The 23,875-nt window shown below is 57.7% G+C and carries 29 protein-coding genes and 1 tRNA gene; 17 read left to right on the top strand and 13 right to left on the bottom strand.

Annotation, left to right across the window (positions count from 1 at the left end; translation table 11 throughout):
• Position 1: 1 nt before the first annotated feature.
• A complete protein-coding gene (locus APR53_09160; protein KQC04993.1) occupies positions 2 to 568 on the bottom strand; it encodes a hypothetical protein in 567 nt (188 codons plus the stop codon).
• A 99-nt stretch (positions 569 to 667) separates the two neighbouring features.
• On the opposite strand from APR53_09160, the gene APR53_09155 reads away from it, so the two are divergent.
• The 12 genes from APR53_09155 to APR53_09100 all read left to right on the top strand — a co-directional run bounded on the left by APR53_09155 (position 668) and on the right by APR53_09100 (position 10,716).
• Complete coding sequence (locus APR53_09155) at positions 668 to 976, top strand: hypothetical protein (protein KQC04966.1); 309 nt, start codon at positions 668 to 670, stop codon at positions 974 to 976.
• A 34-nt stretch (positions 977 to 1,010) separates the two neighbouring features.
• On the top strand, positions 1,011 to 1,808 hold the full coding sequence (locus APR53_09150) for an ABC transporter substrate-binding protein (GenBank protein KQC04965.1): 798 nt from the start codon (positions 1,011 to 1,013) through the stop codon (positions 1,806 to 1,808).
• A 147-nt stretch (positions 1,809 to 1,955) separates the two neighbouring features.
• Positions 1,956 to 2,645: a polar amino acid ABC transporter permease gene (locus APR53_09145; protein KQC04964.1), complete on the top strand. Its 690-nt coding sequence runs from the start codon at positions 1,956 to 1,958 to the stop codon at positions 2,643 to 2,645.
• Positions 2,635 to 3,393 carry a glutamine ABC transporter ATP-binding protein gene (gene glnQ / locus APR53_09140; GenBank protein ID KQC04963.1) on the top strand — a complete coding sequence of 253 codons (759 nt, stop codon included), beginning with the start codon at positions 2,635 to 2,637 and terminating at the stop codon, positions 3,391 to 3,393. The genes APR53_09145 and glnQ overlap by 11 nt, the downstream gene beginning before the upstream one ends.
• A gap of 12 nt (positions 3,394 to 3,405) precedes the next feature.
• A complete protein-coding gene (locus APR53_09135) occupies positions 3,406 to 4,074 on the top strand; it encodes an amino acid ABC transporter permease (protein ID KQC04962.1) in 669 nt (222 codons plus the stop codon).
• 229 nt (positions 4,075 to 4,303) lie between these two features.
• Entirely contained in the window at positions 4,304 to 5,500 is a 1,197-nt protein-coding gene (locus APR53_09130; GenBank protein KQC04961.1) for a hypothetical protein, read from the top strand.
• Positions 5,501 to 5,619: 119 nt separating this feature from the next.
• The gene (locus APR53_09125; protein ID KQC04960.1) at positions 5,620 to 6,105 is read left to right on the top strand and encodes a hypothetical protein; all 486 of its coding nucleotides are present in this window, start codon (positions 5,620 to 5,622) and stop codon (positions 6,103 to 6,105) included.
• The gene (locus tag APR53_09120) at positions 6,102 to 7,085 is read left to right on the top strand and encodes an ABC transporter ATP-binding protein (protein ID KQC04959.1); all 984 of its coding nucleotides are present in this window, start codon (positions 6,102 to 6,104) and stop codon (positions 7,083 to 7,085) included. The genes APR53_09125 and APR53_09120 overlap by 4 nt, the downstream gene beginning before the upstream one ends.
• Before the next feature lie 2 nt (positions 7,086 to 7,087).
• The gene (locus tag APR53_09115) at positions 7,088 to 7,837 is read left to right on the top strand and encodes a multidrug ABC transporter permease (GenBank protein ID KQC04958.1); all 750 of its coding nucleotides are present in this window, start codon (positions 7,088 to 7,090) and stop codon (positions 7,835 to 7,837) included.
• A 120-nt stretch (positions 7,838 to 7,957) separates the two neighbouring features.
• Positions 7,958 to 8,470, top strand: a complete 513-nt coding sequence (locus APR53_09110; GenBank protein KQC04957.1) for a hypothetical protein — start codon at positions 7,958 to 7,960, stop codon at positions 8,468 to 8,470.
• Between the two features lie 174 nt (positions 8,471 to 8,644).
• Positions 8,645 to 9,895: a histidinol dehydrogenase gene (locus tag APR53_09105; protein KQC04992.1), complete on the top strand. Its 1,251-nt coding sequence runs from the start codon at positions 8,645 to 8,647 to the stop codon at positions 9,893 to 9,895.
• A gap of 203 nt (positions 9,896 to 10,098) precedes the next feature.
• The gene (locus APR53_09100; GenBank protein KQC04991.1) at positions 10,099 to 10,716 is read left to right on the top strand and encodes a hypothetical protein; all 618 of its coding nucleotides are present in this window, start codon (positions 10,099 to 10,101) and stop codon (positions 10,714 to 10,716) included.
• A gap of 48 nt (positions 10,717 to 10,764) precedes the next feature.
• Here APR53_09100 and APR53_09095 read toward each other — a convergent pair.
• The 6 genes from APR53_09095 to APR53_09070 form a co-directional block, all read right to left on the bottom strand.
• Positions 10,765 to 10,837: transfer RNA gene (locus APR53_09095), tRNA-Glu, on the bottom strand.
• 124 nt (positions 10,838 to 10,961) lie between these two features.
• Positions 10,962 to 11,831, bottom strand: a complete 870-nt coding sequence (locus APR53_09090) for a branched-chain amino acid aminotransferase (protein ID KQC04956.1) — start codon at positions 11,829 to 11,831, stop codon at positions 10,962 to 10,964.
• A gap of 89 nt (positions 11,832 to 11,920) precedes the next feature.
• Complete coding sequence (locus APR53_09085; GenBank protein ID KQC04955.1) at positions 11,921 to 13,294, bottom strand: cobyrinic acid a,c-diamide synthase; 1,374 nt, start codon at positions 13,292 to 13,294, stop codon at positions 11,921 to 11,923.
• Positions 13,291 to 14,355 carry a hypothetical protein gene (locus APR53_09080; GenBank protein ID KQC04990.1) on the bottom strand — a complete coding sequence of 355 codons (1,065 nt, stop codon included), beginning with the start codon at positions 14,353 to 14,355 and terminating at the stop codon, positions 13,291 to 13,293. Before APR53_09080 ends, APR53_09085 begins: the two co-directional genes overlap by 4 nt.
• Positions 14,356 to 14,360: 5 nt before the next feature.
• A complete protein-coding gene (locus APR53_09075; GenBank protein ID KQC04954.1) occupies positions 14,361 to 15,551 on the bottom strand; it encodes a hypothetical protein in 1,191 nt (396 codons plus the stop codon).
• Positions 15,552 to 15,558: 7 nt separating this feature from the next.
• Positions 15,559 to 15,960: a sirohydrochlorin cobaltochelatase gene (locus tag APR53_09070; protein KQC04953.1), complete on the bottom strand. Its 402-nt coding sequence runs from the start codon at positions 15,958 to 15,960 to the stop codon at positions 15,559 to 15,561.
• 79 nt (positions 15,961 to 16,039) lie between these two features.
• On the opposite strand from APR53_09070, the gene APR53_09065 reads away from it, so the two are divergent.
• The 4 genes from APR53_09065 to APR53_09050 are packed head-to-tail and all read left to right on the top strand — an operon-like array spanning position 16,040 to position 19,038.
• Complete coding sequence (locus APR53_09065) at positions 16,040 to 16,537, top strand: Holliday junction resolvase (protein KQC04952.1); 498 nt, start codon at positions 16,040 to 16,042, stop codon at positions 16,535 to 16,537.
• Positions 16,534 to 17,670 carry a hypothetical protein gene (locus tag APR53_09060; GenBank protein ID KQC04951.1) on the top strand — a complete coding sequence of 379 codons (1,137 nt, stop codon included), beginning with the start codon at positions 16,534 to 16,536 and terminating at the stop codon, positions 17,668 to 17,670. The genes APR53_09065 and APR53_09060 overlap by 4 nt, the downstream gene beginning before the upstream one ends.
• Positions 17,657 to 18,463, top strand: a complete 807-nt coding sequence (locus APR53_09055) for a triphosphoribosyl-dephospho-CoA synthase (protein ID KQC04950.1) — start codon at positions 17,657 to 17,659, stop codon at positions 18,461 to 18,463. Before APR53_09060 ends, APR53_09055 begins: the two co-directional genes overlap by 14 nt.
• Positions 18,451 to 19,038 (top strand): hypothetical protein, encoded by a 588-nt coding sequence (locus tag APR53_09050; protein KQC04949.1) that lies wholly within the window; start codon positions 18,451 to 18,453, stop codon positions 19,036 to 19,038. The genes APR53_09055 and APR53_09050 overlap by 13 nt, the downstream gene beginning before the upstream one ends.
• Positions 19,039 to 19,150: 112 nt before the next feature.
• On the opposite strand, the gene APR53_09045 is transcribed toward APR53_09050, so the two are convergent.
• From APR53_09045 to APR53_09020, 6 genes are all read right to left on the bottom strand, one after another.
• On the bottom strand, positions 19,151 to 19,570 hold the full coding sequence (locus APR53_09045) for a hypothetical protein (GenBank protein ID KQC04948.1): 420 nt from the start codon (positions 19,568 to 19,570) through the stop codon (positions 19,151 to 19,153).
• A gap of 52 nt (positions 19,571 to 19,622) precedes the next feature.
• On the bottom strand, positions 19,623 to 20,051 hold the full coding sequence (locus tag APR53_09040; GenBank protein ID KQC04947.1) for a hypothetical protein: 429 nt from the start codon (positions 20,049 to 20,051) through the stop codon (positions 19,623 to 19,625).
• Positions 20,052 to 20,381: 330 nt separating this feature from the next.
• Positions 20,382 to 20,825: a hypothetical protein gene (locus APR53_09035; GenBank protein KQC04946.1), complete on the bottom strand. Its 444-nt coding sequence runs from the start codon at positions 20,823 to 20,825 to the stop codon at positions 20,382 to 20,384.
• 2 nt (positions 20,826 to 20,827) lie between these two features.
• Positions 20,828 to 21,115, bottom strand: coding sequence for a hypothetical protein (locus tag APR53_09030; protein ID KQC04945.1), 288 nt, complete (start codon positions 21,113 to 21,115; stop codon positions 20,828 to 20,830).
• Complete coding sequence (locus APR53_09025; protein ID KQC04944.1) at positions 21,108 to 21,560, bottom strand: AsnC family transcriptional regulator; 453 nt, start codon at positions 21,558 to 21,560, stop codon at positions 21,108 to 21,110. Before APR53_09025 ends, APR53_09030 begins: the two co-directional genes overlap by 8 nt.
• 84 nt (positions 21,561 to 21,644) lie before the next feature.
• Positions 21,645 to 22,445: a phosphomethylpyrimidine kinase gene (locus APR53_09020; protein KQC04943.1), complete on the bottom strand. Its 801-nt coding sequence runs from the start codon at positions 22,443 to 22,445 to the stop codon at positions 21,645 to 21,647.
• Between the two features lie 110 nt (positions 22,446 to 22,555).
• On the opposite strand from APR53_09020, the gene APR53_09015 reads away from it, so the two are divergent.
• Positions 22,556 to 23,875, top strand: a complete 1,320-nt coding sequence (locus APR53_09015; protein ID KQC04942.1) for a hypothetical protein — start codon at positions 22,556 to 22,558, stop codon at positions 23,873 to 23,875.

Below are 23,875 nucleotides of genomic sequence, written 5' to 3'. Positions count from 1 at the left end.
TTCAGAACGGGAGTATTCCAAGGTGATCGAAGAGGATTTTCAGGCCGATTCCTATGAGGATGAGGCCTCCACCGGTCTCCGCGTATTCTCCGACATGGTGGCCCCACCTGTCTCCGATGAAAAATCCGCCGTATGATATCAGGGCGGTTATCACGCCGATAAGGAGTGCTGCGGTAAGGATCGGGACATTGAGGAAAGCAAAAGTGAGTCCCACGGCAAGCGCATCGATGCTTGTGGCAACCGACAGGAGAAGGATCATCCAAAGCGTTGCACTATTCAGGTTCTTTTGCTCTTCGTCTTTCCTGCCTTCCCGTATCATATGAACGCCGATGAGCGCAAGGAGCAGGAAGGCGATCCAGTGGTCGATGCCCTCCATGTATGAGCTGACAGCCTCCCCGAAAGCCCAGCCGATTACGGGCATGATTGCCTGAAAAGCTCCGAAGAAGAGTGCAAGAGTCAGGGCGTTTTTCCATCGTGAACCCCGCATGGTAATGCCTCCGGAGATGGATACGGCAAATGCATCCATGGCAAGGCTCACGGCGATGGTAACGAGTGTCGGCAGGTTCATGCGAGCAGATACGCATATGTTCTGTTCCGTAAAATATCCCTCTTTCCCGGCATGCATGTTCTTTCGTGACGAATCTTTGGATTACGGAGGAATAGAGTGATGATCGTCCCCCTCCCTCCGGTGGAGAGATGGGGAAAATTCGGTACCGAGTTCGAGCAGGGCATTCCCGCTGTTATCGGCTCTGCCGTCGGTCCCGGGAATCTCTGGCGTTTTCCCTGCATGGACTGCGAAAACGGCGGTGGTGCATCTCTCATTCCGTATCGGATCGCCCTCCTGTCAGCCGCATCCCCCTCCCGATTATCGAAACGGGTGTGGGGTTATCGGGCGCGTGCGGGTGCTCCGCTCGCGTTTCGGCGCAGGTCCGGGAGAGGAGATGAGGTGAAATTTTCCCTGCGCAACAATTCATAAAAGATAAGTTCCCTTCCTGCAAACACATGGTTCAATGAACATAAAATTTCTTGGTGTGTTGTTGGTCATCGCAGTTGTCGTTTCGGCCGGTATCGCCGGCTGTACGGGCAGCACGGAACAGTCTCCCGCAGAGTCTGGATCGGCGGTTGAGGAAAAACCGATGTACATTGTCGGTGTGGACGGTGAATATCCCCCGTATTCCTATCTTGACAAGGATGGAAATTACCTGGGACTGGATGTCGAATCGGTCCGGTGGATCGCCGACAAAATGGGATTTAATGTGGAAATCAAGGCAATGGCATGGGACGGAATCATTCCCGCGCTGAATGCCGGGAAGATCGACATGGTCTATTCGGGCATGACGATCACCGAAGAGAGGAAGGAGATGGTCAGTTTCTCCATCCCGTACCAGACGATCAACCAGACGTTCGCCGTTCACGACGATTCGGCAGTGACTCTGGACGACATTCTGGCAGGAAACGCGATTATCGGTGCCCAGAGGGGCACGACCGGTGCTTTCTGGGTGGATGAAAACCTGATTGAGACCGGTCTCATGCCCGAGGAGAACCTCAAACTCTATGACAACTTCCCCCTTGTCGTTACCGATCTCCAGAACAAGCGGATTGATGCATCGATCTACGACAAACCCCCGCACGTGAATGCGATTGCGGAGAAGCCCCTGCACATCATCGGGGAGATCTACACCGGAGAGGATTACGGTGTTGCCATCAGGAAGGAGGATACCGAACTCCTCGCAACCATGAACGATGGGCTTACCCTCCTCATGAACGATCCCTACTGGGATGAACTGCTCGTAAAATACGAGATGTAGTGATTTTCTTTCATGAAAAAAGCCTGTTTCCGGTGTGGGGGGTATCCGCATTCCCCGCTCCCGAACGGGCGTGATGGTTATCGCATGATTGTATGAAAGTACTGCGGACGTCCGGAAGACTGCAATCCGCTCTCAGAGAATTTACCCATGGATGCCGTATCGATCCTTATTGAATGGTTCCCGTATCTGCTAAGCGGGGTGGTATTCACACTCGGCCTCGTGCTCGCATCGCTCGGGCTCGGAGTGCTGTTCGGCCTCCCGATGGCCCTCGGACAGGTGTACGGGACACGTTTCGTCAGGGCCTGCGTCGGGATCTTCGTCTGGTTTTTCAGGGGACTGCCGGTGCTGGTGCTGCTGTTTCTCTTCTATTACGGGATATTTCCGAGCCTGCACCTCGATCTGCCGGCGTTCGTCGTCGCCATCGTGGTGCTCGGCCTGCGCGGGGCAGCCTACCAGTCCCAGATCTTTCGCGGCGCCATCCAGTCGATCAGCGAAGGCCAGATGATCGCGGCCCGTTCGCTCGGCATGAGCAGGTTTCAGTCGATACGATCGATTATCCTTCCGCAGGCGATGCGCATTGCGCTTCCCGGATGGTCGAACGAATACCCGAACGTTCTGACGGATACGGCTGTCTGCTATGCGATCGGGGTAATGGAGCTCCTGACACGAACGTCGCAGATCGTCTCGCAGACGTATGTGACGATGCCGATCTACCTCGCCGCAGCCGGCATCTATATTCTCCTGAACTATTCGGGGATGAAGTGCCTGCAGGTAGTTGAGAACAAGATTAAGATCCCGGGTTTCGGGCATCAGAGTGAGGAATCACATGCACGATGACGAGTATATCCTGAAGGTCGAGAACATCCGCAAGTCGTACGGTCAGACGGTCGTGCTCGACTCGGTCTCCTTTAACGTCAGAAAAGGAGACACCAAGGTGTTCATCGGGCCGTCGGGAACAGGAAAAAGCACGCTGCTCAGGTGCATCAACCAGCTGACGGTGCCCGACAGCGGGCATGTCTGGCTGAACGGGGAAGAGGTGACACATTCGGGTTCACGCATCAACTACTTCCGCCAGAAAATGGGGATGGTCTTCCAGAACTTTTACCTCTTCGATCACCTGACCGCTGTCAGGAACGTGGAAATCGCCCTGATCAAGGTGAAGGGGATGCCGGCGAAGGAAGCGCGGAAAAAGGCGCTCCTGGAACTCAGGCAGGTGGGAATGGAAGACTGGGCGGATCACTATCCCGCCGAACTCTCCGGAGGACAGGCCCAGCGTGTATCAATCGCCCGGGCGCTCGCGATGGATCCCGATGTCATGCTCTTTGACGAACCGACGTCGGCGCTGGATCCCGAACTTACCCGTGAAGTGCTCGAAGTGATCAAGAATCTTGCCCGTGACGGAACCACGATGCTCGTGGTGACGCACGAGATGGGATTTGCGACATCGGTCGCGAACGAGATCCTGTTCATGGATAAGGGACGGATTGCCGAACAGGGATCGCCGCAGGAACTCCTATCGGATCCGCGTTTTTCCCGGACGAAAAATTTCATCGGACAATTCCGGGAATTCGACCGGGAAAAGTGACGGGAGGTATTCATGGACACAATGCTATTCATGACGGACGTGCTTATTCCGGCACTGCTTCAGGGGCTGGTCATCACCCTTGAACTGATCGTTGCAGCGGCCCCGTTCGGCTTTGTCTTTGGCATTGCGCTCGCAGTCGGAAGGACCTACGGCGGCCGCCTGACGTCGTATCTCTGTCGGGCATTCGTCGCGTTTGTCAAGGGATGCCCGCTGCTTCTGCTGCTCTTCATCCTGTACTTCGGGCTGCCGTCTGCAGGCATCTCGTTTTCTCCCGTCGTCGCCGCGGTAATCGGATTCATCTCCTGCAATGCCGCCTATAACTCCGAGTATATTCGCGGCGCCCTCCTCTCCGTCAAAGAAGGACAGATGATTGCCGCACAGGCGCTCGGGATGACGCGCCTGCAGGGTATATGGCTTATCGTGCTGCCTCAGGCGCTCAGGCGGGCAATCCCCGGCATCACAAACGAATTCATCTATCTCATCAAGTACTCCTCGCTTGCCTACATGCTGACGGTTATCGAACTCTCGGGCGCCGGAAAGATCGTGGCAACGAAATATTTCACGTACAACGAGACGTTTATGATGGTCGGTGCGATCTACCTCGTGCTGGTGACAATCACCACGATCGCCGCAGACATGATCGAAAAGAAGGTGGCCGTGCCGGGCACCACCGGCCGCTGACACGGGTTCCGGCTCCTGTCGTTACGGGGGAGTGCGGTGGCATTTCCTCCCGTTTCCGCACTATCAGGGAACCTGAACCGATATCCGGCATGCCGGTTCAGAAACTGCTTTCTTCCGCAAGTCACAGATACAGTACAGGTACAGGGAAGATCCTCAGGGCAGGCATCCCTGTTTTTTCCGGTCCGAAAATCACCCCCCGATACGACGGTTCTTGCTTGAAAGGTGCATAATGGCTTCCCGTTCTCCCCGTACTACGATATTCCTTCTTCTTCTGGCCGTCTCCCTGCCGTTCGTGTGCGGCTGTACGGATTATGGCGGACAGGGCGTGGAACAATGGTCCTCCGACATACCCGGCGGCGAAGCCGGTGATGCAGTTTTCAATACTCCCGTACAAAGTGCCTTTACCGGTGAGGATGAATCCGGCACCGGGTTCGCCCTTCAGCGCATCCAACCCGTCATGGACGGGGCTGCCGCTACCGAACCGCGGATGTTTCCCGTCAAATTCGAGACCCGGGAGTATGAAATCGATATTGACGTTAACAGGTCCGTATACGAGGGCGCCCGGACGGTGGATAAGGCGCTCCCCGCTGAGTACTGGTACGACGAGTATCGGATGCTCGGGTACTACTCTTCATTTATCGGCGATCCCGCAATCGTAACATTTCTCGACGACGTGCTCAGCCCCCTGGAACGGATCCGGCGAAGCGACAACCTCAATGACGAGGAGTTTCTTGAGCTGATGGTTACGTTCGTGCAGCAGATCCCCTATGACAGCGGCGCCCCGGTCTACCCCCGGTATCCGGTCGAAGTGATCTATGACGGGAAAGGGGATTGCGATGAAAAGAGCCTTCTCCTTTTGGGAATGTTGTCCCGCGCGGGCTATGATGCGGCATTGCTGCTCTTTCCGGAGATGCATCATGCGACGGCGGGCATTCGGATCAGCACGAATGGAAATCCTCCTTTCCGGACGTTCACGACTTCAAAAAACGAGAAGTATTTCTATATCGAAACGACCGTCCCCACTTATATCGGGCTTTATTCCGAGAATTACGAGGATGCAGAGGCTTTTGTTGTCCCGCTCGGGAACGGTGAGAAGCGTTTTACCCGGGTGAACTACGTCTGCCATATCACGGAGAGCTACCAAAAAATTGCGGACAGGCTTGTCTTCATGGAAGCCACAATGGCCGAGTGGAAACAGGAAATCGAAGATATGAAATCTGATCTGCAGTACGGGACATACGATACGCAGGACGCATGGGACGATGATTATGCGTCATACACTGCGCTTGTCGGGGATTACAATTCCTACGTCGAAAAGTACCGGAAGTACGCGGAAATATATGTCTATATCCGGGACCGCCCGTACGATATCGCCGGTGTCTACCGGCGCATCGAAAACAGTAATGTGATGGATATTACCATCTGAACGGCGCGTCCCGCGTGCTTTTTTCGGCGCCTGCACTCCTGCCGTTCCGGGCATAATAGTTCGAATATGAACGGTTCGGAATCGAAATATTAAAGCCGTCGCCGCCCGCATGAAGTACTGTGAACGGACTGTGGAAATTTGGTGCCGGGAACGGAAAAGAGCGGGGACTCCTTGCTCTGTTTATCTTGCATTCCCTCGACCGGGAACCAAAATCCGGATATGCCCTGCTGAAGGAAATTTCCGATAAAACCGAAGGTCTCTGGATTCCTTCCAAGGGAACGCTGTATCCTGTGCTGAAACAGCTGGAGGAGGACGGCCTGATACATATCGTCGAAACCGGCGCCCGGTCAAAAAACATTTTCGAACCGACCGAAAAAGGCCGGAAGACACTTTTGTCGATAAAAAAACGGAAGAAGGAGTCCCGGGAAAAACTGCTCCGGTTTTCGAACCTTCTGGGCGAAATTTTTGGAAAAGAAAAAATGGCTGCCCGGGGGCTTCTTTTCGACATCAGGGAAGCGATCGAGAATCTGCCTCCCGGGAAAATTCCGGAAGCGGTGGATATTCTTGAGCGGTGCGTCGGCGAACTCCGGGGGATTCAGTCTTGACGGCAGTACACGTTAAGGATCTGACGAAGAAATTCGGAGAATTCGTTGCGGTCGACCGGATATCGTTTGATATACGGAGCGGAGAGATCTTCGGCCTGCTCGGCCCGAACGGGGCGGGCAAGACAACAACGGTGTCCATGCTCGCGACCCTTCTCCGGCCGACCTCGGGCACTGCGGAGGTCTGCGGCTATGACGTGCTCCACGGTCAGGACGCTGTCCGGAAGTCCATCGGCATAGTATTTCAGGACCAGAGCCTCGATGAGGAGCTGACCGCATGGGAGAACATGGATTTTCATGGCCGCCTGTACCGCATTCCCCGGGATGTCCGTGAGAAGAGAATCGACGACCTCCTGGAGCTTGTAGAACTGGACGACAGAAAGGACGGGCTTGTAAAGACATTCTCCGGGGGCATGCGGAGGCGCCTTGAGATTGCCCGGGGGCTCCTCCACGAACCGAAGGTTCTCTTCCTTGACGAACCGACTCTCGGCCTGGACCCTCAGACAAGAAACCACCTCTGGGAGTACATCGGGAGATTGAATTCGGAGAAGGGGATCACCATCATCCTTACCACGCATTATATGGAGGAGGCCGACAGGCTGTGCGACAGGGTCGCTATCATCGACAGGGGAGCAATTGTGGCTCTCGCGACCCCTGAAAAACTGAAGGAAGAGATCGGCGGCGATGTAATCACCATCGCGTCATCCCGGACCGATGACATCATGTCCCTCATCGAGGCGCCCTGGATTACCCGCATGGAGCCGCATGACGGCGTTGTCACGATCCATCTCGAAAACGCTGAAAAACATATCTCCGAAATCATACAGCTTCTGGCGCAGCATGTCATAGATATCGGATCGGTCTCCATACACAAGCCCACGCTCGAGGACGTCTTCCTGCACTTCACCGGGAAGACGATCCGCGAAGAGGAAGCCGACAGCAAAGCGCAGATGCGTATGTTCATCAAAGCGCGGAGGCGCTGATTATGGATATCGTCTATACGCTCTGGCTGCGGAGCATCAAGCGCTACCTCAGGTCCCGGAGCAGGATTGTCGGAAGCCTCGGCATGCCCGTCTTCCTTCTGCTGGTGCTCGGGTTCGGTCTCAACTCCGTCGTGCGGATTCCCGGTCAGGATGCCGGATATATGCAGTTTATTATCCCGGGAATCGTTGCGATGAGCGTGCTTTTCACGTCGGTCTTTTCCGGTATCCAGATCATCTGGGACAGGCAGTTCGGGTTTTTGAAGGAGACGCTCGTTGCACCTGTGTCACGCATGGAGATCATGCTCGGCCAGACGTTCGGCGGTGCGACGACAGCGTGTATTCAGGGGATCATCATCCTCGTGATCTCCCTCTTTATCGGGCTGCAGATATCGAGTGTCGCAGGCTTTTTCATCGCGTTTGCATTCATGATCCTGATCGGGATCTCGTTTTCCGCGTTCGGGATTGCGATCGCCTCGAAGATGGAGGACATGCACGGATTCCAGCTTATCATGAATTTCGTGATATTCCCGATTTTCGGGCTTTCGGGAGCGCTGTTCCCGATAGAGAGCCTGCCGCCCTCCGTTGCGGGACTCACGCTCCTGGATCCGCTGACCTACGGCGTTGAGGGGATACGGTACGGTCTTGCCGGGACATCTCAGATAAATCCGGTGATAAGCTTCATCGTGCTTTCGGTGTTCACCGTTGCCATGATTGCCGTGGGATCATACCTCTTCAGGAACACAACTCTCTGATTTTTACTCCGCGGAGGACGGCTTGGGTCCCCGGAGCCCTGCGGAATACTTCTTTTTTTTCGCTATCTCCCCGGCAGCACCATCTTTATCATCCCTGACCCCGGATATCGAACTGTTGCCATGAATCTTGATGTCTTTGACCGGATGAGCCGGGACGAACTCATACGGTATCTCGAATTTCTCCTCTGGCACTACCGCGTGGTAGACGCGTTCTGGTTCATCTATGTCGCGGAGAAATATGGCCAGCCCACCGCGGAGGAGATCAACGAACGTGTCTGGGGACGGGTCGCCTCGATGGCGGCACGCGACCTCGCCGAGCGGTTTTCCATCACACAAAAAGGGCTCAGGGGATTTGTGGAGGCGGAAAAACTCTTCCCATGGTCCATTATCGTCGATTACCGGTACGACGAGCGGGACGACGAGGTGGAAATCTCGGTTCCGTCATGCCCGACGCAGGAAGCACGGCTGCGCCGCGGCCTCGGGGAGTATGTCTGCCGGGAGATGCACCGGGCGGAGTTTACGAGTTTTGCAATTGAGATTGACGAGCGAATCCGTGTCGAATGCATCCACGCGCCGCCTGACCCTCACCCGGATGATATGTTCTGCCGGTGGCGGTTCACTCTGGAGGAATAATCCCGACGGGTGTACCCATCGGGTCTGCCCGACGCGTGAATCGCCGGAGACGCGCTCCTGCGGATGCGGGCATCCGTCACCTGTCCTGACCGCCTGCCTGCATCAGTACCTGCTCCATTCGTCTTTCCCCAGCGGCACGCATGCTTATGACAGTACACGACCAACCAGATGACGATGTTCAAAGCGCTTGATGTTGATGCCTGGGTCACGGAACGACGCTCCAGCCTTGATGAAGCGAGGGATGCCGTTACCGGGATTATCCGGACCGTCCGGGAGGAGGGTGACGAGGCCCTGCTCCGGATGGCGAGAAAATACGAGCCCGATATCACCTCCGTACGAGTCACGGACGAGGAGCGCGATGCCGCCTATGAAAGCGTGGATGACAAGCTCCTCACGAGCCTTATCGAAGCTGAGGCACGGATCACCCGGTTCCACGAGCTCCAGCGGGAAAGAGACCTCTGGCTCGAGGAGGTCGAGCCCGGGATTATTCTCGGCGTCAAGACAACCCCGCTCGACCGCGTCGGCCTCTATGTTCCCGGGCGGCGGGCGGCTTACCCCTCTACCGCACTCATGACTGCGGTTCCGGCGAAGGTCGCCGGTGTCCCGGAGATGTGTGCCTGCACCCCTCCCCCGGTACTCCCCCTGACACTGGTCGCGCTGGATATTGCCGGCGTGGACGAGATCTACCGGATTGGTGGTGCGCAGGCTGTTGCCGCGATGGCGCTCGGGACGGAGACGATCAGACCGGTGCAGAAGATCGTCGGGCCGGGGAACGTGTACGTGACTGCGGCCAAGATGATGCTGCGTGATCATGCCGAGATCGATTTCCCGGCCGGGCCGAGCGAGATCGGGATCATCGCGGATCGTTCGGCAAACCCGCAATTTGTCGCAATCGACATCCTCGCGCAGGCCGAGCATGATCCCGATGCGGCGTGCGTGCTCATCACCACCGACCCGTCGCTCCCGGAAAAGGTCGAAAAGGAGATCGGCCTGCTGATGGAGAAGGCACCGCGGAAGGAGATCATCACCTCTGCGCTTGCACAATCGGGATATGTCGTCACCCCGGACCTCGACGAGGCGGTCTCTCTCATGGACAGGATTGCGCCGGAGCACCTCTCCATCCAGGTCGAGGATTCGCTCTCCGTCCTCAATGCGGTAAAACACGGCGGCTCCATTTTTGTTGGGGCATACGCGCCCGTCGCGTGCGGCGATTACGCCTCCGGCACGAACCACGTCCTGCCCACGGCGGGCTATGCGAAAATTTACTCGGGCCTTAATGTCGGCCACTTCTGCAAGTCCTCCACAGTCCAGGTCATCGACCGGAGAGGGCTGGAGGCCATCGGGGACGTTATCGAGACGATTGCCGATGCGGAGGGGCTGTACGCCCACGCGGAGTCGGTGCGGATCCGGAGAAAAGGTAAATAATTTTATGCTGTCTGCCGGGACGCTTTTTGTGAAGGTTTTCGGCATGACCGGCTTTTATTGGGCTGACACAGGCAAAGCAGTCCCCTCTCCGGCGACGGGTGCCTTTGGAAATTGATTTAATTATCAAGATAGAAGTAAAATTTAATAAAATATTGGCATACCATGAGCAATTCAGAAAAATCACAATAAAAAAAGGAAAAATTATGGCAAAATATCAGGATTACGTGATAAAAGACGGAGAATTCATCGGAAAATTTGAAGAGATGTACAGGGAATTCGAAGATCCCTGGCATCAGAGCGAGGGACTGGATTTCTCATTTTCCCGAAGTGCAACGATAGGCCTGATAAAGAAATTCGGAATAAAATCGATGGTGGAATTCGGATGCGGACTGGGACATACCACCCATCTGATAAAGGAAAAAACCGGGATTAATATTGCAGGCGTGGATGTGTCCGAAACGGCAATCAAAAAAGCACAGCGTAATTACGCAGATATTGATTTTTTTGTAGACAATATTGAAAATATTGCACACTACGGCGCATATGAAAATATTTTATTCGCAGAGATTACCTGGTACATTCTCGAAGATGATCAGATTTCCAGAATATTTGATAGTATGATGGATAATTTCAAAAACAATTATTTCATCCATAATCTCGTCTTTTATCACGGTCAGCAGAAATATGGAAACAACTATTTCACTTCTCTTGATGAATTCATTGAATTTTGTCCTTTTCAGTATATCGGGTCCGTAATAAGTGATTTTATCGTAGACGAAACATCTGAGACATCCTCAATTTATAAAATAACAAAAAAATAACGTATATTTAGCGGAATACTCTGCAAGAAGGTTTTATCGTTATAAGAGTGCTGCTATGGGGATTTGAACCCCAGTCGTCGGCGTGAAAGGCCGACATGATTGGCCCCTACACTATAGCAGCTCAAAATGAGTTAAGTGCCTTACACTATACGCCGGATTCCGATAAATAGGTTGTGGAATGCGTGCCGGCATCCCGCTCCGGCGGGCCGGGATTCCGGAAACCGGACGGGAGCCGGGGGCCGAGTTCAGGGAAAGATCTCCGTCCCCTCGTTGTCGGCGATGGCCCGGAAGGAGGCCATCAGCTGCTTTGTGATGGGGCCGGGTTTTCCGTTTCCTATCGATCTCCCGTCAATGAGTGTGATGGGCGCGACCTCTGCTGCGGTGCCGGTGACAATGACCTCGTCGGCGGTATAGAGGTCATAGTAGCCGAGGTTCTGCTCTTTTACGATCAGGCCGAGGCTCTCCGCGATCTCGAGCACGACCTGCCGCGTGATTCCCCGGAGGTTGTTGAGAGTCGGCGGGGTGATCAGGAGACCGTTTTTCACGACGAAGATGTTGTCGCCCGAACCTTCGGAGACGTACCCGTTCGTGTCAAACATGATCGCCTCGTCTCCTCCCTTGTAGTTCGCCTCGATCTTTGCGAGGATGTTGTTGAGGTAGTTGAGGCTCTTCACGTTCGGGGGCAGCGATTCGGCGGGGTTTCTCCGTATCGAGACGCCGACGGCGGTCAGTCCCTTCTCGTAGAGATCGCCGTACATGGCGCCCCACTCGATCGTGATGCAGATGACGGTCGGTTTCGGGCACTTGGTCGGATCGAGCCCCATGGTGCCGGGACCGCGGGTGACGATGGGACGGATGTAGGCGTCTTTTAAGTCGTTCCTGCGCAGCGTCTCGAGAATGGCCTCGGCGAACTCTTCCTTGGAGATCGGGACCTTCATGTCGATTGTCTTTGCCGAATCGTACAGCCGGTCAAGGTGCTCCTGGAGGCGGAACACACGGCCATTGTAGGCGCGGATTCCTTCAAAAACCCCGTCGCCGTAGAGAAGGCCGTGATCGAAAACCGAAACCTTGGCTTCGCCCTCGGGGACGAACGCTCCGTCAAGGTATATGAGCATACATTATCTGTGAATCTTCATGATAGGTATTGTTTGCGTTCTGCAACGCCCCGGGTGGTGCACCACCTCAGAAGCGGGCGGTGCTCCGCTCAGTCTCTCGTCCGGCAGATTTCCGTGAACCGGGCGAGCATGCCCCTGCTGGCGACCGGGTGGAGGTGCGTATAGCTGCCCTGCGTACGGCCGATCACGGCACCGTCTAAAGTGTCCCTGATGCCTTTTCCCCGGGTAAGGCGGTAGGCATAGTGCGTGTCCGGTGCGAGGCGCACGTCGGTGTGGTGAAACTCGTGACCGGCGAACCGGGCGGGGCCGAGCGGGCTTGTGTCGTCCGAGAATCCCTCGACATACCCGATCACCCTCCGGGAAGGCATCCGGGTTTCACCCGAAAATACGCCGCACATCTCGTACTCCTCGTCACGGTCACGCTCCTGGTACCCCTTTTTCAGGACGATGCGGTCGGTGAGGTACAGGAGGCCGCCGCATTCCGCGTAGATAGGCACCCCTGCCCGTGATGCGCCGAGGATCGCCTCCCGCATGGAATCGTTCGCCTCCAGCTGCTCCGTGAAGAGCTCGGGATAACCGCCGCCGAGGATATACCCCTCCGCATCGGGCAGCCGGTCGTGGATCGGGCTGAACGGCACCGGTTCGGCGCCGAGGGAGGCGAGCATGTCGAAGAGGTCCGCATAATAGAAGTTGAATGCCTCGTCGACCGCGATCCCGATGCGCAGGTCGGCGGGTGCGGTTTCGTAGATCGGCGGGATGCCTGCGGGAAGAGCGATATCCCCCGCGAGGCCGAGGAGGGCGTCGATGTCCACATGGTTGCCGATGATGTCGACGACCGATCCGATGCGCTCCAGGAAGGTCTCGCTGCCCTTTCCCTCGAGGTAGGGGACGAGGCCGAGGTGGCGCATCGTGAGCTTCATCTCATCGCTCCTCGGGATGGCGCCGATGACAGGAATGCCGCAGTAGTGCTCGATGGCGCGGACCGCCTTGTCCCGGTGCGTGTCGCTCCCGATGTTGTTGAGGATGACACCGCGGATCTTCACGCCCGTGTCGAAGGCGGCGAATCCCTTCACGATTGCGGCGGCGCTTCGCGTGATGCTGGCTGCATTCACGACGAGGATGACGTTCAGGTCGAGCTGTTTCGCGATATCGGCGGTCGTTCCCCTGTCGGAGAGTGCTTCCGCGCCCTCGAAGAGGCCCCGAACGCCCTCGACCATCACGAAGTCGGCACCGGCACATCCGTAGGTAAAGACGTCCCGGATCTGCCCGCTGTCGAGCACGAAGCTGTCCAGATTCCGGCACGGCCGTCCCGTCACCCCAGTGAGGTACGAGGGGTCGATATAGTCCATGCCCACCTTGAAGGTCTGCACCGCCATCGTCCGGGCGAGAAGTGCCGAGAGGGCAAGCGTGATGCTTGTCTTTCCGCTCCCGGAGCGGTCACCGGTGATCAGGAGCCCCTTCATCTCATGCTCCTCACGACGGCTCCGAACTCGCTCTCGACGATATGGCGGACTCCGAGCGTCTTCGGGTGGAGGTCGATCTCGACGACGACGTGGGCATGCCCGATATCCCGCAGCGGTTCGACCTGCCGCGGCCCGTTCGTCACCGAGAAGATCTCGATGCCGCCGGTGTACTCGGGCGGGACGGCATGGGGAACCCCGGCAAGGAGAGCAAAATCGGGCTGAATCTCACGAATTCGCTCTCCGACTGCATCGCCGTTCGCACCGTACTCGTCGAGCGCCCCGAGAAGTTCGGGGACAAGACCGCGCTCTTCCATCCCCTCGCGGATGATTCGCGCATCCATGCGGGTCTTCGGCAGCCCCCGCTCTTCGAGGTTGGCGATATAGGTGATCTCCGCCTCCGGACAGGCCTCGTGGAGCGCGATGAGGGCGTCTGCAAACATGTAGGCGGTTTCTTTTTTTGCGTTCAACACTGCCACACCACGTTTTCCATCACGGGCGAGGGCGAGGAGCCGTCCGGCGACAGTATGCTTGAGATCGCCGCGTGAGGGTTCGATATAGGGTTTGTACGCCGCACCGCGGAGGCGCTCTACCTCGTTTGCCTTCGCGAGCAGCACCTTCTGCCGGGAAAGCTCCTCAGGGGATATCCACCCGGCACCGGCGGCCTCTTCGAGCGTTGCCATGACGCCGTCGATGTTTTCCCGGAATCCCGCATGGATGTCCACCGCGATCGTCGGGGTGGTGACACCGGAGTCGGCGACCGCGGCGTGCATGTCCTCGCCGATGATCATCGACACGCAGGTGCCGACGACGGCCATCCGCGAGGGGTGAAACGTCTCCTCGGCGTAACGGAGCACCTTTTCAAGCGTTGCCTGCCCTCCGAAGATGAATTCGTTGTCTGCAAGGGATGTGGTGAGCACCCGCATCCCGTCCTCCTCGAGCAGCCGTGCGTGCTTGAACGAGCATCCGGACGGCCCGTGAAGCACGGCGACGTCGACGCCGAGATCGCGTGCCGTGTAGAGTGCCGCAACGATGGAACTTGGTCGTGGCTGAATATACTGCATCTTTCTTACCTCCATGTCTTTACTGCAAGGACGATACTTCCTTCCCCCGCTACGGACTGCGCCCGGGCCCGGCCTTTCGCGAAGTCCGCGGCCTTCACCGCGCCCGGAATGTCCGGCAGTTCCGCCGGGTCTCCGACCAGCACCACCCGGGACGGCCGGGTGGTGCGGATGGCGCGTTCGATCTGATCGGGAGGGAACCCTTCGCATATTGTCTGCGCTTCGGCCCCGATCACGAGGGTGACCGCCTCCTCCCCCGAGATTTCCCGGGCGAGACGCACCGCTTCGATCGCCCCGTCGGCATTTGTCCCGCTGTTTGCATTGTCGACGACCAGCATGCCTCCGTCCCGCGATACCGCCATTCTCCCGGGAAGGGCTTCGAACCCGGCAAGCGGGGCGGGATCGATGCCGAGGACACACGCCGCCGTGGCAGCGATCGCAAGAGCCGCCTGGTACCCGGGCACGGCGCAGAGTACGTTTTCAAAACTGCCGGAGATATCGTTCCATGCATAGGAGGCGGTCGTGCCCGACCATGACACGACATCCCCGGCATAGACGGCGTTCTCCATTCCACGGGGCACGCCGGGACCCGCGACGACCGTCCGGCAGCGGGCGAGCGACCGGATCTTCTCGGCACGGGCGCTCCGTTTCCCGGCGGCGATTGGGTAGTCCCCTCCCGATGTCAGCACACCAACCTCCCCGGCACCGCTGACGCCAAGGGATTCTTCGGCAATCAGCCACCCGCCGCTCTCGCGGGCGCGGATGGCGGCATCGATCACGGAGGCGGGAGTGATGCTTCGTTTCCAGAGCAGAGTTCGCTCTGGCATCTCCCACGTTCCCCGGGACGTATGGACGATACCCTTCCCCGGCATCAGCGCGGCAAGGGCGCATGCGGTCGTCGTCTTTCCCTGCATCCCGGTAATCTCGACCATGGGGGCGGGCGGATCTGTGCCGAGGATGCGGCGCACGGCATCGTGGTGGGTGATTACCGGTGTCTCCGCCGCACGAAGCAGAAAATATCCGGGATCAAGGTGAATCGGGGCGATAATCAGGTCATAGGTCCGCGATGCGGCGACGGTGGCCGGTATCCCGGCATGTCCCCGGTATACATCCACCGTATCAACATCATGGCCCCCGGCGCGGAGATGCACGGCGATCGCCTCACCCCCGTGGATGGTGTCAAGCACCAGAATTTTCATGCGATAATCAGATCAGGTCAAGAGCAGTACGGGCGTTCTTAAGCATAAGTTCCGCCAGCAACGGATCGCTGCCGATTGGCTGAGCGTACACGAGCGGGATCTCGCCTGATTTCAGAGCGAATGTCCCGCGATACGTCCCTTCTTCGAGGCCCAGGATTGCAGGGATATCTTTGAGGATATGGACTCCCTTTGCAAGAAAGAGGGGGACGACAACGAGCGCATCGATCTCCTCGTCCCTGAATTCCTCGAGCTTTTCCTCGACGGACGGGGTGTTGATGCTCATGAATCCTGCTTTGACGACATAACCGGACTCCTTCTCGGCAATGATCCGTGCGGTGTCTTCGATGAGTGATTTGTTGAACGGCATTTTGCTGCCGTGGCCGACGAGTAGCAATCCTTTCCTAGCCATATATTACTATGTACTACGATTCGATAATAAAATAATTATCAAATGGTTTTTGGTATTCGGCGTTTTAAAGGTATATGACATGAGTGATTTCGAACGGGAAGTGGCACACTGCATCAACGCCTTTCTCGACGCGCACCATATCCGGGGTTTCGCTTATCGCCTGAAACAGTCCAAGTTCAACACCCAGTACGTGGATCTCCTGGTGGACTCACTGGATCCGCGGTACTATCTTGCTATCGAGTGCAAGTCAATCCGCGGGAAAAAGCTTTATTTCTCCCAGCATTTTCACGAGGACCGCAATAATATCCACCAGATTGATGCCATCACCGAGTTTCTTGAAAAAACGGGACGGAAGGGAATTCTTGCCGTCGAATTCAGGGCGGGGCCGGGACGGCCGAAGGAGGCCTATTTCCTGCCGTGGGAGCGGGTGAGGCAGATGTATGAGCGGCAGCCCGGAATCACAATCGAGGAGTTCAGGGACGGAGTTCCACTTTCCCGGTGCTCTGACCGGTATGTGCTGGATCATCTGTACCCAAAGGACTTTCACGCACCATCGCCAATATCAGGGGAATTATGATGGATCCCTATGATCGGTTCGAGCTCCTGCTGAACGACAGGGTAGTGAAAACCCCGATTGCGCTTGCCTCGATGGCAGGAATTGTTGACGCGGGATATGTGCTTGAGCGTTCCGATCATGCCGGTGCGGCATTCATCGGCGGATATTCGATCGACGAACCGGCGATTGCGGCAAGCCGTGTTATGGCCGGAGAAGGAAGAAAGGAATTTCTTCCCGACGACCCGATCGAGGAGATCGGCCGGCAGCTGCTGCTCTTACACGAATCCGATGTCGTGACCGGTGTCAATCTCCGGGGGGGTTCTCCCGACTCGTTCCGGGCGGTGTCGGAGAGATTCGGTGATCGCGTTATCTACGAGATCGATGCCCACTGCCGCCAGCCCTCCATGATCGGAGCCGGATGCGGAGAGTATCTGCTGCAGCATCAGGAGGCGCTCGCAGCGGTGATCGAAGGGCTGAAAAGTGACGGTGTCACGGTTTCGGTGAAGATACGGGCCGGTGTTGCGAAAAACGATCAGGATCTTGCCCGGACTATCTGGAAGGCCGGTGCGGATATCATCCATATCGACCTGATGGATTTCGGGCACGCAAAGCTCAGGCAGATCCGGAACAGCTGTCCTCTCGCGATCATCGCAAACAACGGCATCACCACGTTCGCCCGCGCGAAGGAGATGTTCTCCCACGGCGCTGATCTGGTCTCGCTCGCCCGCCATGCGGATCCTGCGACGCTTGCGCGGCTCGATTCCGCGATCGCGGAACTTGCCGACGATGTCGGGTGGTACAACGCCCCCAAGCAGCTCTGCCGGGGCGGCGATATCCGGGCGTTCTGCTTCTGCTGCATGCCGGTCAAGGACTGTCCCCTCCTCCCCGCGCTCCGGCGGATCGGGATGGAGCGGAGCGAGTTCATCGTGATGAAACAGGAAGGGGTGATGAATACTCCGCTCGTACACGGGGAACACACCTGTTTCGGAAGCCTTGCCTGGTGCTGCAAGAGTTCGACTCCCTGCATGTTCCGGGATATGACGCTCGGAAAACTGGGGCTTTCCAAGCAGGACTATATGCGGTACAAGCACCGGCTTGCCGATACGATTATGGCGAGGATATTCAGTGACGACAAACCGGATGACACGGGCTGAACGGGCACAGCTCGCGATGATGCTTGAGGTGTGCGCCTATCCGAAGCCCGGGAATGTCGACCGGTGCCATGATTACGACGATACGCGTCTTGAGCATTTTCTCGCCTCGGCGCTTTTCGTCCGCCCGGCATTCGACCGTGCCGAAGAGGGCGGTCCGGGGCTCGGGGCGCTGATCCGGGAGGCCACGTCCCGGACGAGCACCCACGGCGGGGGCAACACGCATTTCGGTGCATACATCCTTCTCATCCCCCTGATTGCGGGGGACGGGATTTCCGGCGCATCGGCGGCCGTGAAGAAGACGACGGTCGATGACGCGCTTGACTTTTATGCGGCGTTTTCAATGACGCAGGTGCGGATGCATCATAGCGACGAACTCGATGTCAACGACCCCGCAACGCTCGGGATCATCCGGGATCGTGGCATGACGCTCTATGATATCATGGCGCACTCGGCGCCGGGGGATATGGTGGCCCGGGAATGGACGAACGGCTTTGCTCTCACGCGCAAAGCTGCCGATCTCCTGCACGAAGCCGGTTGCGGCAGGCATGCGATCGTGGAGGCATTCGTCCGGCTGCTTGCGTCGGAGACTGACACTTTTATCATAAAGAAGCACGGGAGAGAGGTCGCGGAGCGTGTCCGTGAGCAGGCGGCGGAGGTGCTCGCCGGCACCCGCAATCTCGAATCTTTTGACAGCGATTGCATCGCCGCGGGCATTAATCCGGGATCTGTTGCGGACCTGATCATTGCCGGCATCTATGTTGCGCTCGGGGAGGGCTGGAATTGGGACTGCTGAGGGAAGGCATCAACGAGGTGATTGCAACAACGCACCGGAATGCCGCACCCATTGGTTTTATCTGCCGCGACGGCAGGGTGTCGCTCGTGCTCTTCCACGGGAGCCATACGGAGGAAAACGTTCGTGAGCACGGCTGGATTGTTGCGAATATCGTTTTTGATCCGGTGCTGTATGTGCGGACCGCATTTACGGATCTTCCGCCCTCCGCCTTTGTTACGGAAACCGTGGCCGGCATCTCCGTCGAGCGGCTTCGTGAGGCCGAAGCGTGGGCGGCGTTTTCGATTGCGGAGGCCCGCGATACGGGGGAGGCGCTGGTGGTGCGGCTGCATCCGCTCCACGAGGAGATCATTGCCCCGGTGGTCCGTCCGGTCAACCGCGGATTTTCGGCAATCATCGAGGCGACGGTGCATGCAACGCGCTATATCTTTTCCCGCGATTCGGCACTGAAAACCCTCATCGATCACCACGCAGCCCTCGCACGCAAATGCGGCGGCCCGCGGGAGTGGGAGGCGCTTGATCTCCTGCAGGATTTCATCGGGAAGGCTTTAACGGCGGATGAAAAGGAAACTGCCTGAATCGGTCCGGGAATTTAGCCGTACGGTGTATCGGTAGAATCACCGGTGAGGATAGCCGAAGAAACGCCGATGGAAACTTTCGTTTCAGATCAGCGAAGCGAAAAAGAGTGAATCAGACGTATGTGTCGAGAATGACCGCTTCGTCATCATCCCAGTACCGGGCCGTGATGATTACGTGCTCGAGCCCGCCCGTAAGCGGCTGGGCGCTGATAAGATTGTAGGACTGCCCGACAACGGGCCCCGTGATGGTAACCTGGCCTGCCTGGGTGCCGTCCGTCGCATAGAGCGTTGCGGTAATATCGGCAATTTCGTCCGCCCTCGGCGGTCCGATATACGTGATTTTCACGGTAACTGCATCGGCCTGCGCCGCGGAAATGCCGATCGGCGTGTCTGCGTGCAGGTTCTGCGGTACGGCAAGCGTGTAGCCTACCATGACTGCGGCGAGAATGACGGTGATGGCGACCATAAGAATAACGCCGATGACCGGCGAAACCGCCTCTTCGTTTCGTTCTGGTGTGCGGTTGGTGTGCATGAGATCCACCCCGTCAGGGCCATGTCGGAAAGAAAAAATTTTTGTGTTAGGGTTAGAGCAGGTTGTCGTAGATGACCTGTGTGGTACCGTCAGAGAAGGTTGCGGTAACGATAATCTGGTCCTGACCGGTGGTGCCTGCGTTAGCGAGAGCCATCGTACAACCGACAGTTGGTGTAGTAGAAGTAGTGGTTGAGGCGTGCGTGCTGGCGGTGCCCGAGTCATAGAAATAAACGTTGCCGTTGCTCGGGTTCGTAGCCTGAATAGACTGCACGCTTGAATGGTCAGGTCCACCCTGATAGGTAATGTTGACCCAGGTATCCATCTGCTTTGCAGTAACAGCCACAACTTTGGTCGTCTGTACGTCACCAGCCATACCGAACACGAACACAGCGATGACCGCTGCGAGAATGACGGTGATGGCGACCATGAGGATCACGCCGATGACCGGCGAGACTGCCTCTTCTCTCTCATGATAGTTCATATTTTTTTCACCTCGTTCAGGTGCCCCCGGAGGGCATCTTTGCAATTATCTGCTTGTCGAGATTCAATATATAAAGGTTGTGCAGAATTAAGAAATGGAAATAAAATCTCTACATTCTGCTAGTTTTTTGGAAATTATTTTTCCTTTATTCTTTATATTTGAAACATTATTCGATTTGATTGAACTTGTTGATTATCAATCATGATTTACTGTATGGATTTACTCCGACCGAAATTGAATGCAAAACCCCCTTTCCTGTCATCTGATTCGGCCGGATCGGGAAACGGGTGTGAATTCACCCGTTTCTCTCCGGTGCGGCGGGATGCGGCATCAGGCAGAGGCCAGATCCACCACGAGCACGTCGTCCCGGTCGCTGATATGGGCCGACCGGGAAACCGCATGCACGAAGCCGGAGATGAACGCGGCGGCGATTGATGCGTCGCATCCCCCGTCGCCGAAGAGGCTTCCGCATTCCTTTTTGATATAGAGATGGGGCTGCAGCTCCTCCGTGTCGAGTTCGCAGGAGATGCCGGTCAGCAGGAAAAAACTCTCGAGCACCGAGACGCCGTCGATCCCCTCCGGCATCCTCGAAAGAAACTCCTTCCCATCCTCGAACCCGAGGGTGTAGGCGATCTTGTTCACCGCTTCGACGACATCGGGCGGGCCGTCGGCCGTCAGCCTCCCGAGGATCTTTCCGGCGACATCATGCGGGTGCCAGGATCGCGACAGCTTGATAAGGTGCCAGTCCCGTGCAAAGGAGCCCCGCTTGACCATGGTTATCCCCTCAGTACCGCATAGATCATGACGCCGATGCCGACGATCTCACCGATGCGTGAGATCACTGCCGCCCAGAACACCCCTGCGGGCGTGGGTGCCGCAAATCCCGCCACATCGGGAAAAACGATGGCGAGCACCAGCACGAACAGCCCGACGATAAAGATAAGGAGCGTGGGCTGCCGGACGACACGATACGCGTCGTAAATAAAAATTATGAGCGCCCCGCCCAGAATCAGGGTGATAAAGGACAGGATCAGCTGGATGAGTTCTGCATACAATTCAATCATAGCGCCTCAGACTTCCGAAATGTTCTTTGACTCTCCTGACGGTGAGGATCGGCCGGATCTCCTTCATACCGTCGAACTTGCTTAAGGGTATGAGGACCTCCTTTTTGAGCTGGGTGATCGTACCCACCCGCACTTTCGCGATAAAATCCGCAGGTTCGAGCGTTTCATAGACTTCGAGTATGCACTCCTGCTCTGTCAGAAACTGCGAGATCGCATCTTTTTCATCGGGATCTACCTTGATGGTGAGAAACGCGATGAGGTGCTCCTCGAGGTAATCGGTGTTGATGGCAATCGTGAAGCCTTCGATCACTCCGCTCTTCTTCAGCTTTTCGATGCGTTTGAAGACCGTTGAGGGCGCGATATTGAGTTTTTTGCCCAGTTCGGCCATGGAAATGCGGGCATCGTGCTGCAGTTCGCTTAAAATGATCGTGTCGACCTCGTCCATCAGGTACACCGGTCCCTGTAAACGTTACTATCTGTCCCAGATCATATAAATCTGCCAGAACAGGACGGGCGGCGGGCGGAGGCGTCAGCGGCCCTGCCGGGCCGGCCGGGGATTCACCATGCGCCTGCCCCCAGCGGAGACGACGGCCTCCCTGATGGCGCAGGCGACGAAGGATCTGGCGTCACCGCATGCCTCCGCCACGGTGCGCCCCCGTGCGAGCGATGCCGTGATCGCCGCGGACAGGCAGCATCCCGTGCCGTGCACCTGGCCGGGGTACCGCTCACCCGAAAACCTCGTCACCCGGTCCCCTTCCACCAGAACGTCGATCGACTCCTCACCGGCGAGGTGTCCGCCCTTGACGAGCACGGCAGACGCTCCCCGTGCGCAGATGCGCCGTCCGGCCGTGACCATCTCCTCCACCGATCCGATCGTATCCATCCCGGCAAGCACCTGCGCCTCGGGAATGTTCGGTGTCACCAGCACTGCCCGCGGCAGCAGGCAGGAAACGAGCGCCCCCACGGCATCCTCCGCGAGAAGGCGGGCGCCCGACGTTGCGATCATCACCGGATCGATGACGAGCGCTCCCTCGAAGGGCAGCGCATCCGCTACAGCCCTGATAATCTCCTCGTTTGCCAGCATCCCGGTCTTGAAGGCACGAATGGGAAAATCGGAAACAACCGCCCCGATCTGGCAGCTCACCGCTTCGGGCGGCAGCACCCATGACCCGCGGACTTCCCGGGTGTTCTGGGCGGTCACGGCCGTGATCACCGTGCACCCCCACACTCCCAGTGCCGCAAAGGTCTTCAGGTCCGCCTGGATACCCGCCCCGCCTCCCGAATCGGAGCCGGCAATCGTACAGGCGACAGGAAGGTCGTTGCCGTTCATCAGGATGGTGTGTGCATCATGAAAGTACTTCTACCTTTCTTCTTTTCCCGCCCGTGCCGGGGCGGTAAAGCCGCGTTCTTTTTGGGGTGGCAGCACCAACGCGGTATACAATGGACGTGGAGGAATTCGCACGGCGGACGCTTGCCGGAGGAATGACGGAGACCGGGGCGGCCGGACTCCTGCGGGACCGCATCCTCGAGATCAAGGATGTCCCGCCCGATTATGCCCTCGCCTTTGCCCGAGCGGTCATCGAAGAGGTGCGCAATACGACCGGCCTGTCCGGCGATCTCTTCGTGTATGAGCCTGCGGGGGTTACCATGGGCGAATTCGGCGTCGGATCACGCGGAGAAGGGGATTTCTTCGCCCACCGGCAGCTCATTCCGATCATCGGGAAGACGGGGGCTGATGTCGGCGTCGACGAGATGGACGACGCGGGAGCAGTCCGCGATCACGGAAAATATATCATCTGCACCGTCGACGGCATGCACTCGCGCCTCTCGGACTTTCCGTTCCTTGCAGGATTTCACGTGACCCGGGCGACCCTCCGCGACGTCTATGTCATGGGCGCCCGCCCCGTCTCCCTTCTCTCCGACATCCATGTCGCAGACGACGGGGACGTCGCAAAGGTCTTCGACTATACCGCGGGCGTTGCCGCTGTCGCCGACGTTATGGGCGTGCCGCTGGTGACGGGCTCCACGCTTCGCATCGGCGGTGACATGGTGCTCGGAAACCGGATGACGGGCTGCGTGGGTGCCGTCGGTGTCGCGGAGCACCTGACGGCGCGGCGGACGACCGAACCCGGCGACGTCCTGCTCATGACCGAAGGAGCGGGAGGGGGCACGATCGCGACGGCCGCACTCTACTCCGGGTTTCCGGAGGTGGTGGAGCATACGATCAACCTTCATTTCCTCAAGGCGTGCGAGGCGCTGCTGGCAAGCGACGTGCTCCCGCGGATACACACGATGACGGATGTCACGAACGGCGGCCTCCGGGGCGATGTTTACGAGATGGCGGATACGGCGGGCTGCCGTATCGTCATCGACGAGGCACCCTTACGAAGCCTCGTGCAGCCCGACGTGCTCGCGATGCTCGACGCCCTCTCGATCGACTACCTGGGCGTCTCTCTCGACGCACTGCTGATTGTCGCACCGCCTGATGCGGCGGACGCGATATGCCGTGTCATCCGGTCCGCGGGCGTCAGGATCGAGCGCATCGGCCACGTCGAGGCGGGAGCTCCCGAATCGGTGCTGATGGTGGACGGGGAAGAGCATGATTTCCTCCCCCGGTTCCGCGAATCGGCATATACGCCTGTCAAGAAGGTCGTGGATACGGAGCCCGGAAATATCGACGAGATGAAGCAGCGTGTTGCCCGTGCGGCCATGGCGGCACGTGAGAAGAAGGACCGGATCGTGCGCCGGCTTGCCGGCTGA

Source organism: Methanoculleus sp. SDB (assembly GCA_001412355.1).
Classification (GTDB): Archaea; Halobacteriota; Methanomicrobia; order Methanomicrobiales; family Methanomicrobiaceae; genus LKUD01.
Note: the sequence above shows the minus strand (reverse complement) of the source record. Positions and strands in the feature narration are given on the sequence as shown.

Excerpts from the sequence above, each read along its gene's own strand:
- APR53_09160 (KQC04993.1), bottom strand. The coding sequence starts at position 568 with ATGAACCTGCCGACACTCGTTACCATCGCCGTGAGCCTTGCCATGGAT.
- APR53_09155 (KQC04966.1), top strand. The coding sequence starts at position 668 with ATGATCGTCCCCCTCCCTCCGGTGGAGAGATGGGGAAAATTCGGTACC.
- APR53_09150 (KQC04965.1), top strand. The coding sequence starts at position 1,011 with ATGAACATAAAATTTCTTGGTGTGTTGTTGGTCATCGCAGTTGTCGTT.
- APR53_09145 (KQC04964.1), top strand. The coding sequence starts at position 1,956 with ATGGATGCCGTATCGATCCTTATTGAATGGTTCCCGTATCTGCTAAGC.
- glnQ (KQC04963.1), top strand. The coding sequence starts at position 2,635 with ATGCACGATGACGAGTATATCCTGAAGGTCGAGAACATCCGCAAGTCG.
- APR53_09135 (KQC04962.1), top strand. The coding sequence starts at position 3,406 with ATGGACACAATGCTATTCATGACGGACGTGCTTATTCCGGCACTGCTT.
- APR53_09130 (KQC04961.1), top strand. The coding sequence starts at position 4,304 with ATGGCTTCCCGTTCTCCCCGTACTACGATATTCCTTCTTCTTCTGGCC.
- APR53_09115 (KQC04958.1), top strand. The coding sequence starts at position 7,088 with ATGGATATCGTCTATACGCTCTGGCTGCGGAGCATCAAGCGCTACCTC.
- APR53_09110 (KQC04957.1), top strand. The coding sequence starts at position 7,958 with ATGAATCTTGATGTCTTTGACCGGATGAGCCGGGACGAACTCATACGG.
- APR53_09105 (KQC04992.1), top strand. The coding sequence starts at position 8,645 with ATGTTCAAAGCGCTTGATGTTGATGCCTGGGTCACGGAACGACGCTCC.
- APR53_09100 (KQC04991.1), top strand. The coding sequence starts at position 10,099 with ATGGCAAAATATCAGGATTACGTGATAAAAGACGGAGAATTCATCGGA.
- APR53_09090 (KQC04956.1), bottom strand. The coding sequence starts at position 11,831 with ATGCTCATATACCTTGACGGAGCGTTCGTCCCCGAGGGCGAAGCCAAG.
- APR53_09085 (KQC04955.1), bottom strand. The coding sequence starts at position 13,294 with ATGAAGGGGCTCCTGATCACCGGTGACCGCTCCGGGAGCGGAAAGACA.
- APR53_09080 (KQC04990.1), bottom strand. The coding sequence starts at position 14,355 with ATGCAGTATATTCAGCCACGACCAAGTTCCATCGTTGCGGCACTCTAC.
- APR53_09075 (KQC04954.1), bottom strand. The coding sequence starts at position 15,551 with ATGAAAATTCTGGTGCTTGACACCATCCACGGGGGTGAGGCGATCGCC.
- APR53_09070 (KQC04953.1), bottom strand. The coding sequence starts at position 15,960 with ATGGCTAGGAAAGGATTGCTACTCGTCGGCCACGGCAGCAAAATGCCG.
- APR53_09065 (KQC04952.1), top strand. The coding sequence starts at position 16,040 with ATGAGTGATTTCGAACGGGAAGTGGCACACTGCATCAACGCCTTTCTC.
- APR53_09060 (KQC04951.1), top strand. The coding sequence starts at position 16,534 with ATGATGGATCCCTATGATCGGTTCGAGCTCCTGCTGAACGACAGGGTA.
- APR53_09055 (KQC04950.1), top strand. The coding sequence starts at position 17,657 with ATGACACGGGCTGAACGGGCACAGCTCGCGATGATGCTTGAGGTGTGC.
- APR53_09045 (KQC04948.1), bottom strand. The coding sequence starts at position 19,570 with ATGCACACCAACCGCACACCAGAACGAAACGAAGAGGCGGTTTCGCCG.
- APR53_09040 (KQC04947.1), bottom strand. The coding sequence starts at position 20,051 with ATGAACTATCATGAGAGAGAAGAGGCAGTCTCGCCGGTCATCGGCGTG.
- APR53_09035 (KQC04946.1), bottom strand. The coding sequence starts at position 20,825 with ATGGTCAAGCGGGGCTCCTTTGCACGGGACTGGCACCTTATCAAGCTG.
- APR53_09030 (KQC04945.1), bottom strand. The coding sequence starts at position 21,115 with ATGATTGAATTGTATGCAGAACTCATCCAGCTGATCCTGTCCTTTATC.
- APR53_09025 (KQC04944.1), bottom strand. The coding sequence starts at position 21,560 with ATGGACGAGGTCGACACGATCATTTTAAGCGAACTGCAGCACGATGCC.
- APR53_09020 (KQC04943.1), bottom strand. The coding sequence starts at position 22,445 with ATGAACGGCAACGACCTTCCTGTCGCCTGTACGATTGCCGGCTCCGAT.
- APR53_09015 (KQC04942.1), top strand. The coding sequence starts at position 22,556 with ATGGACGTGGAGGAATTCGCACGGCGGACGCTTGCCGGAGGAATGACG.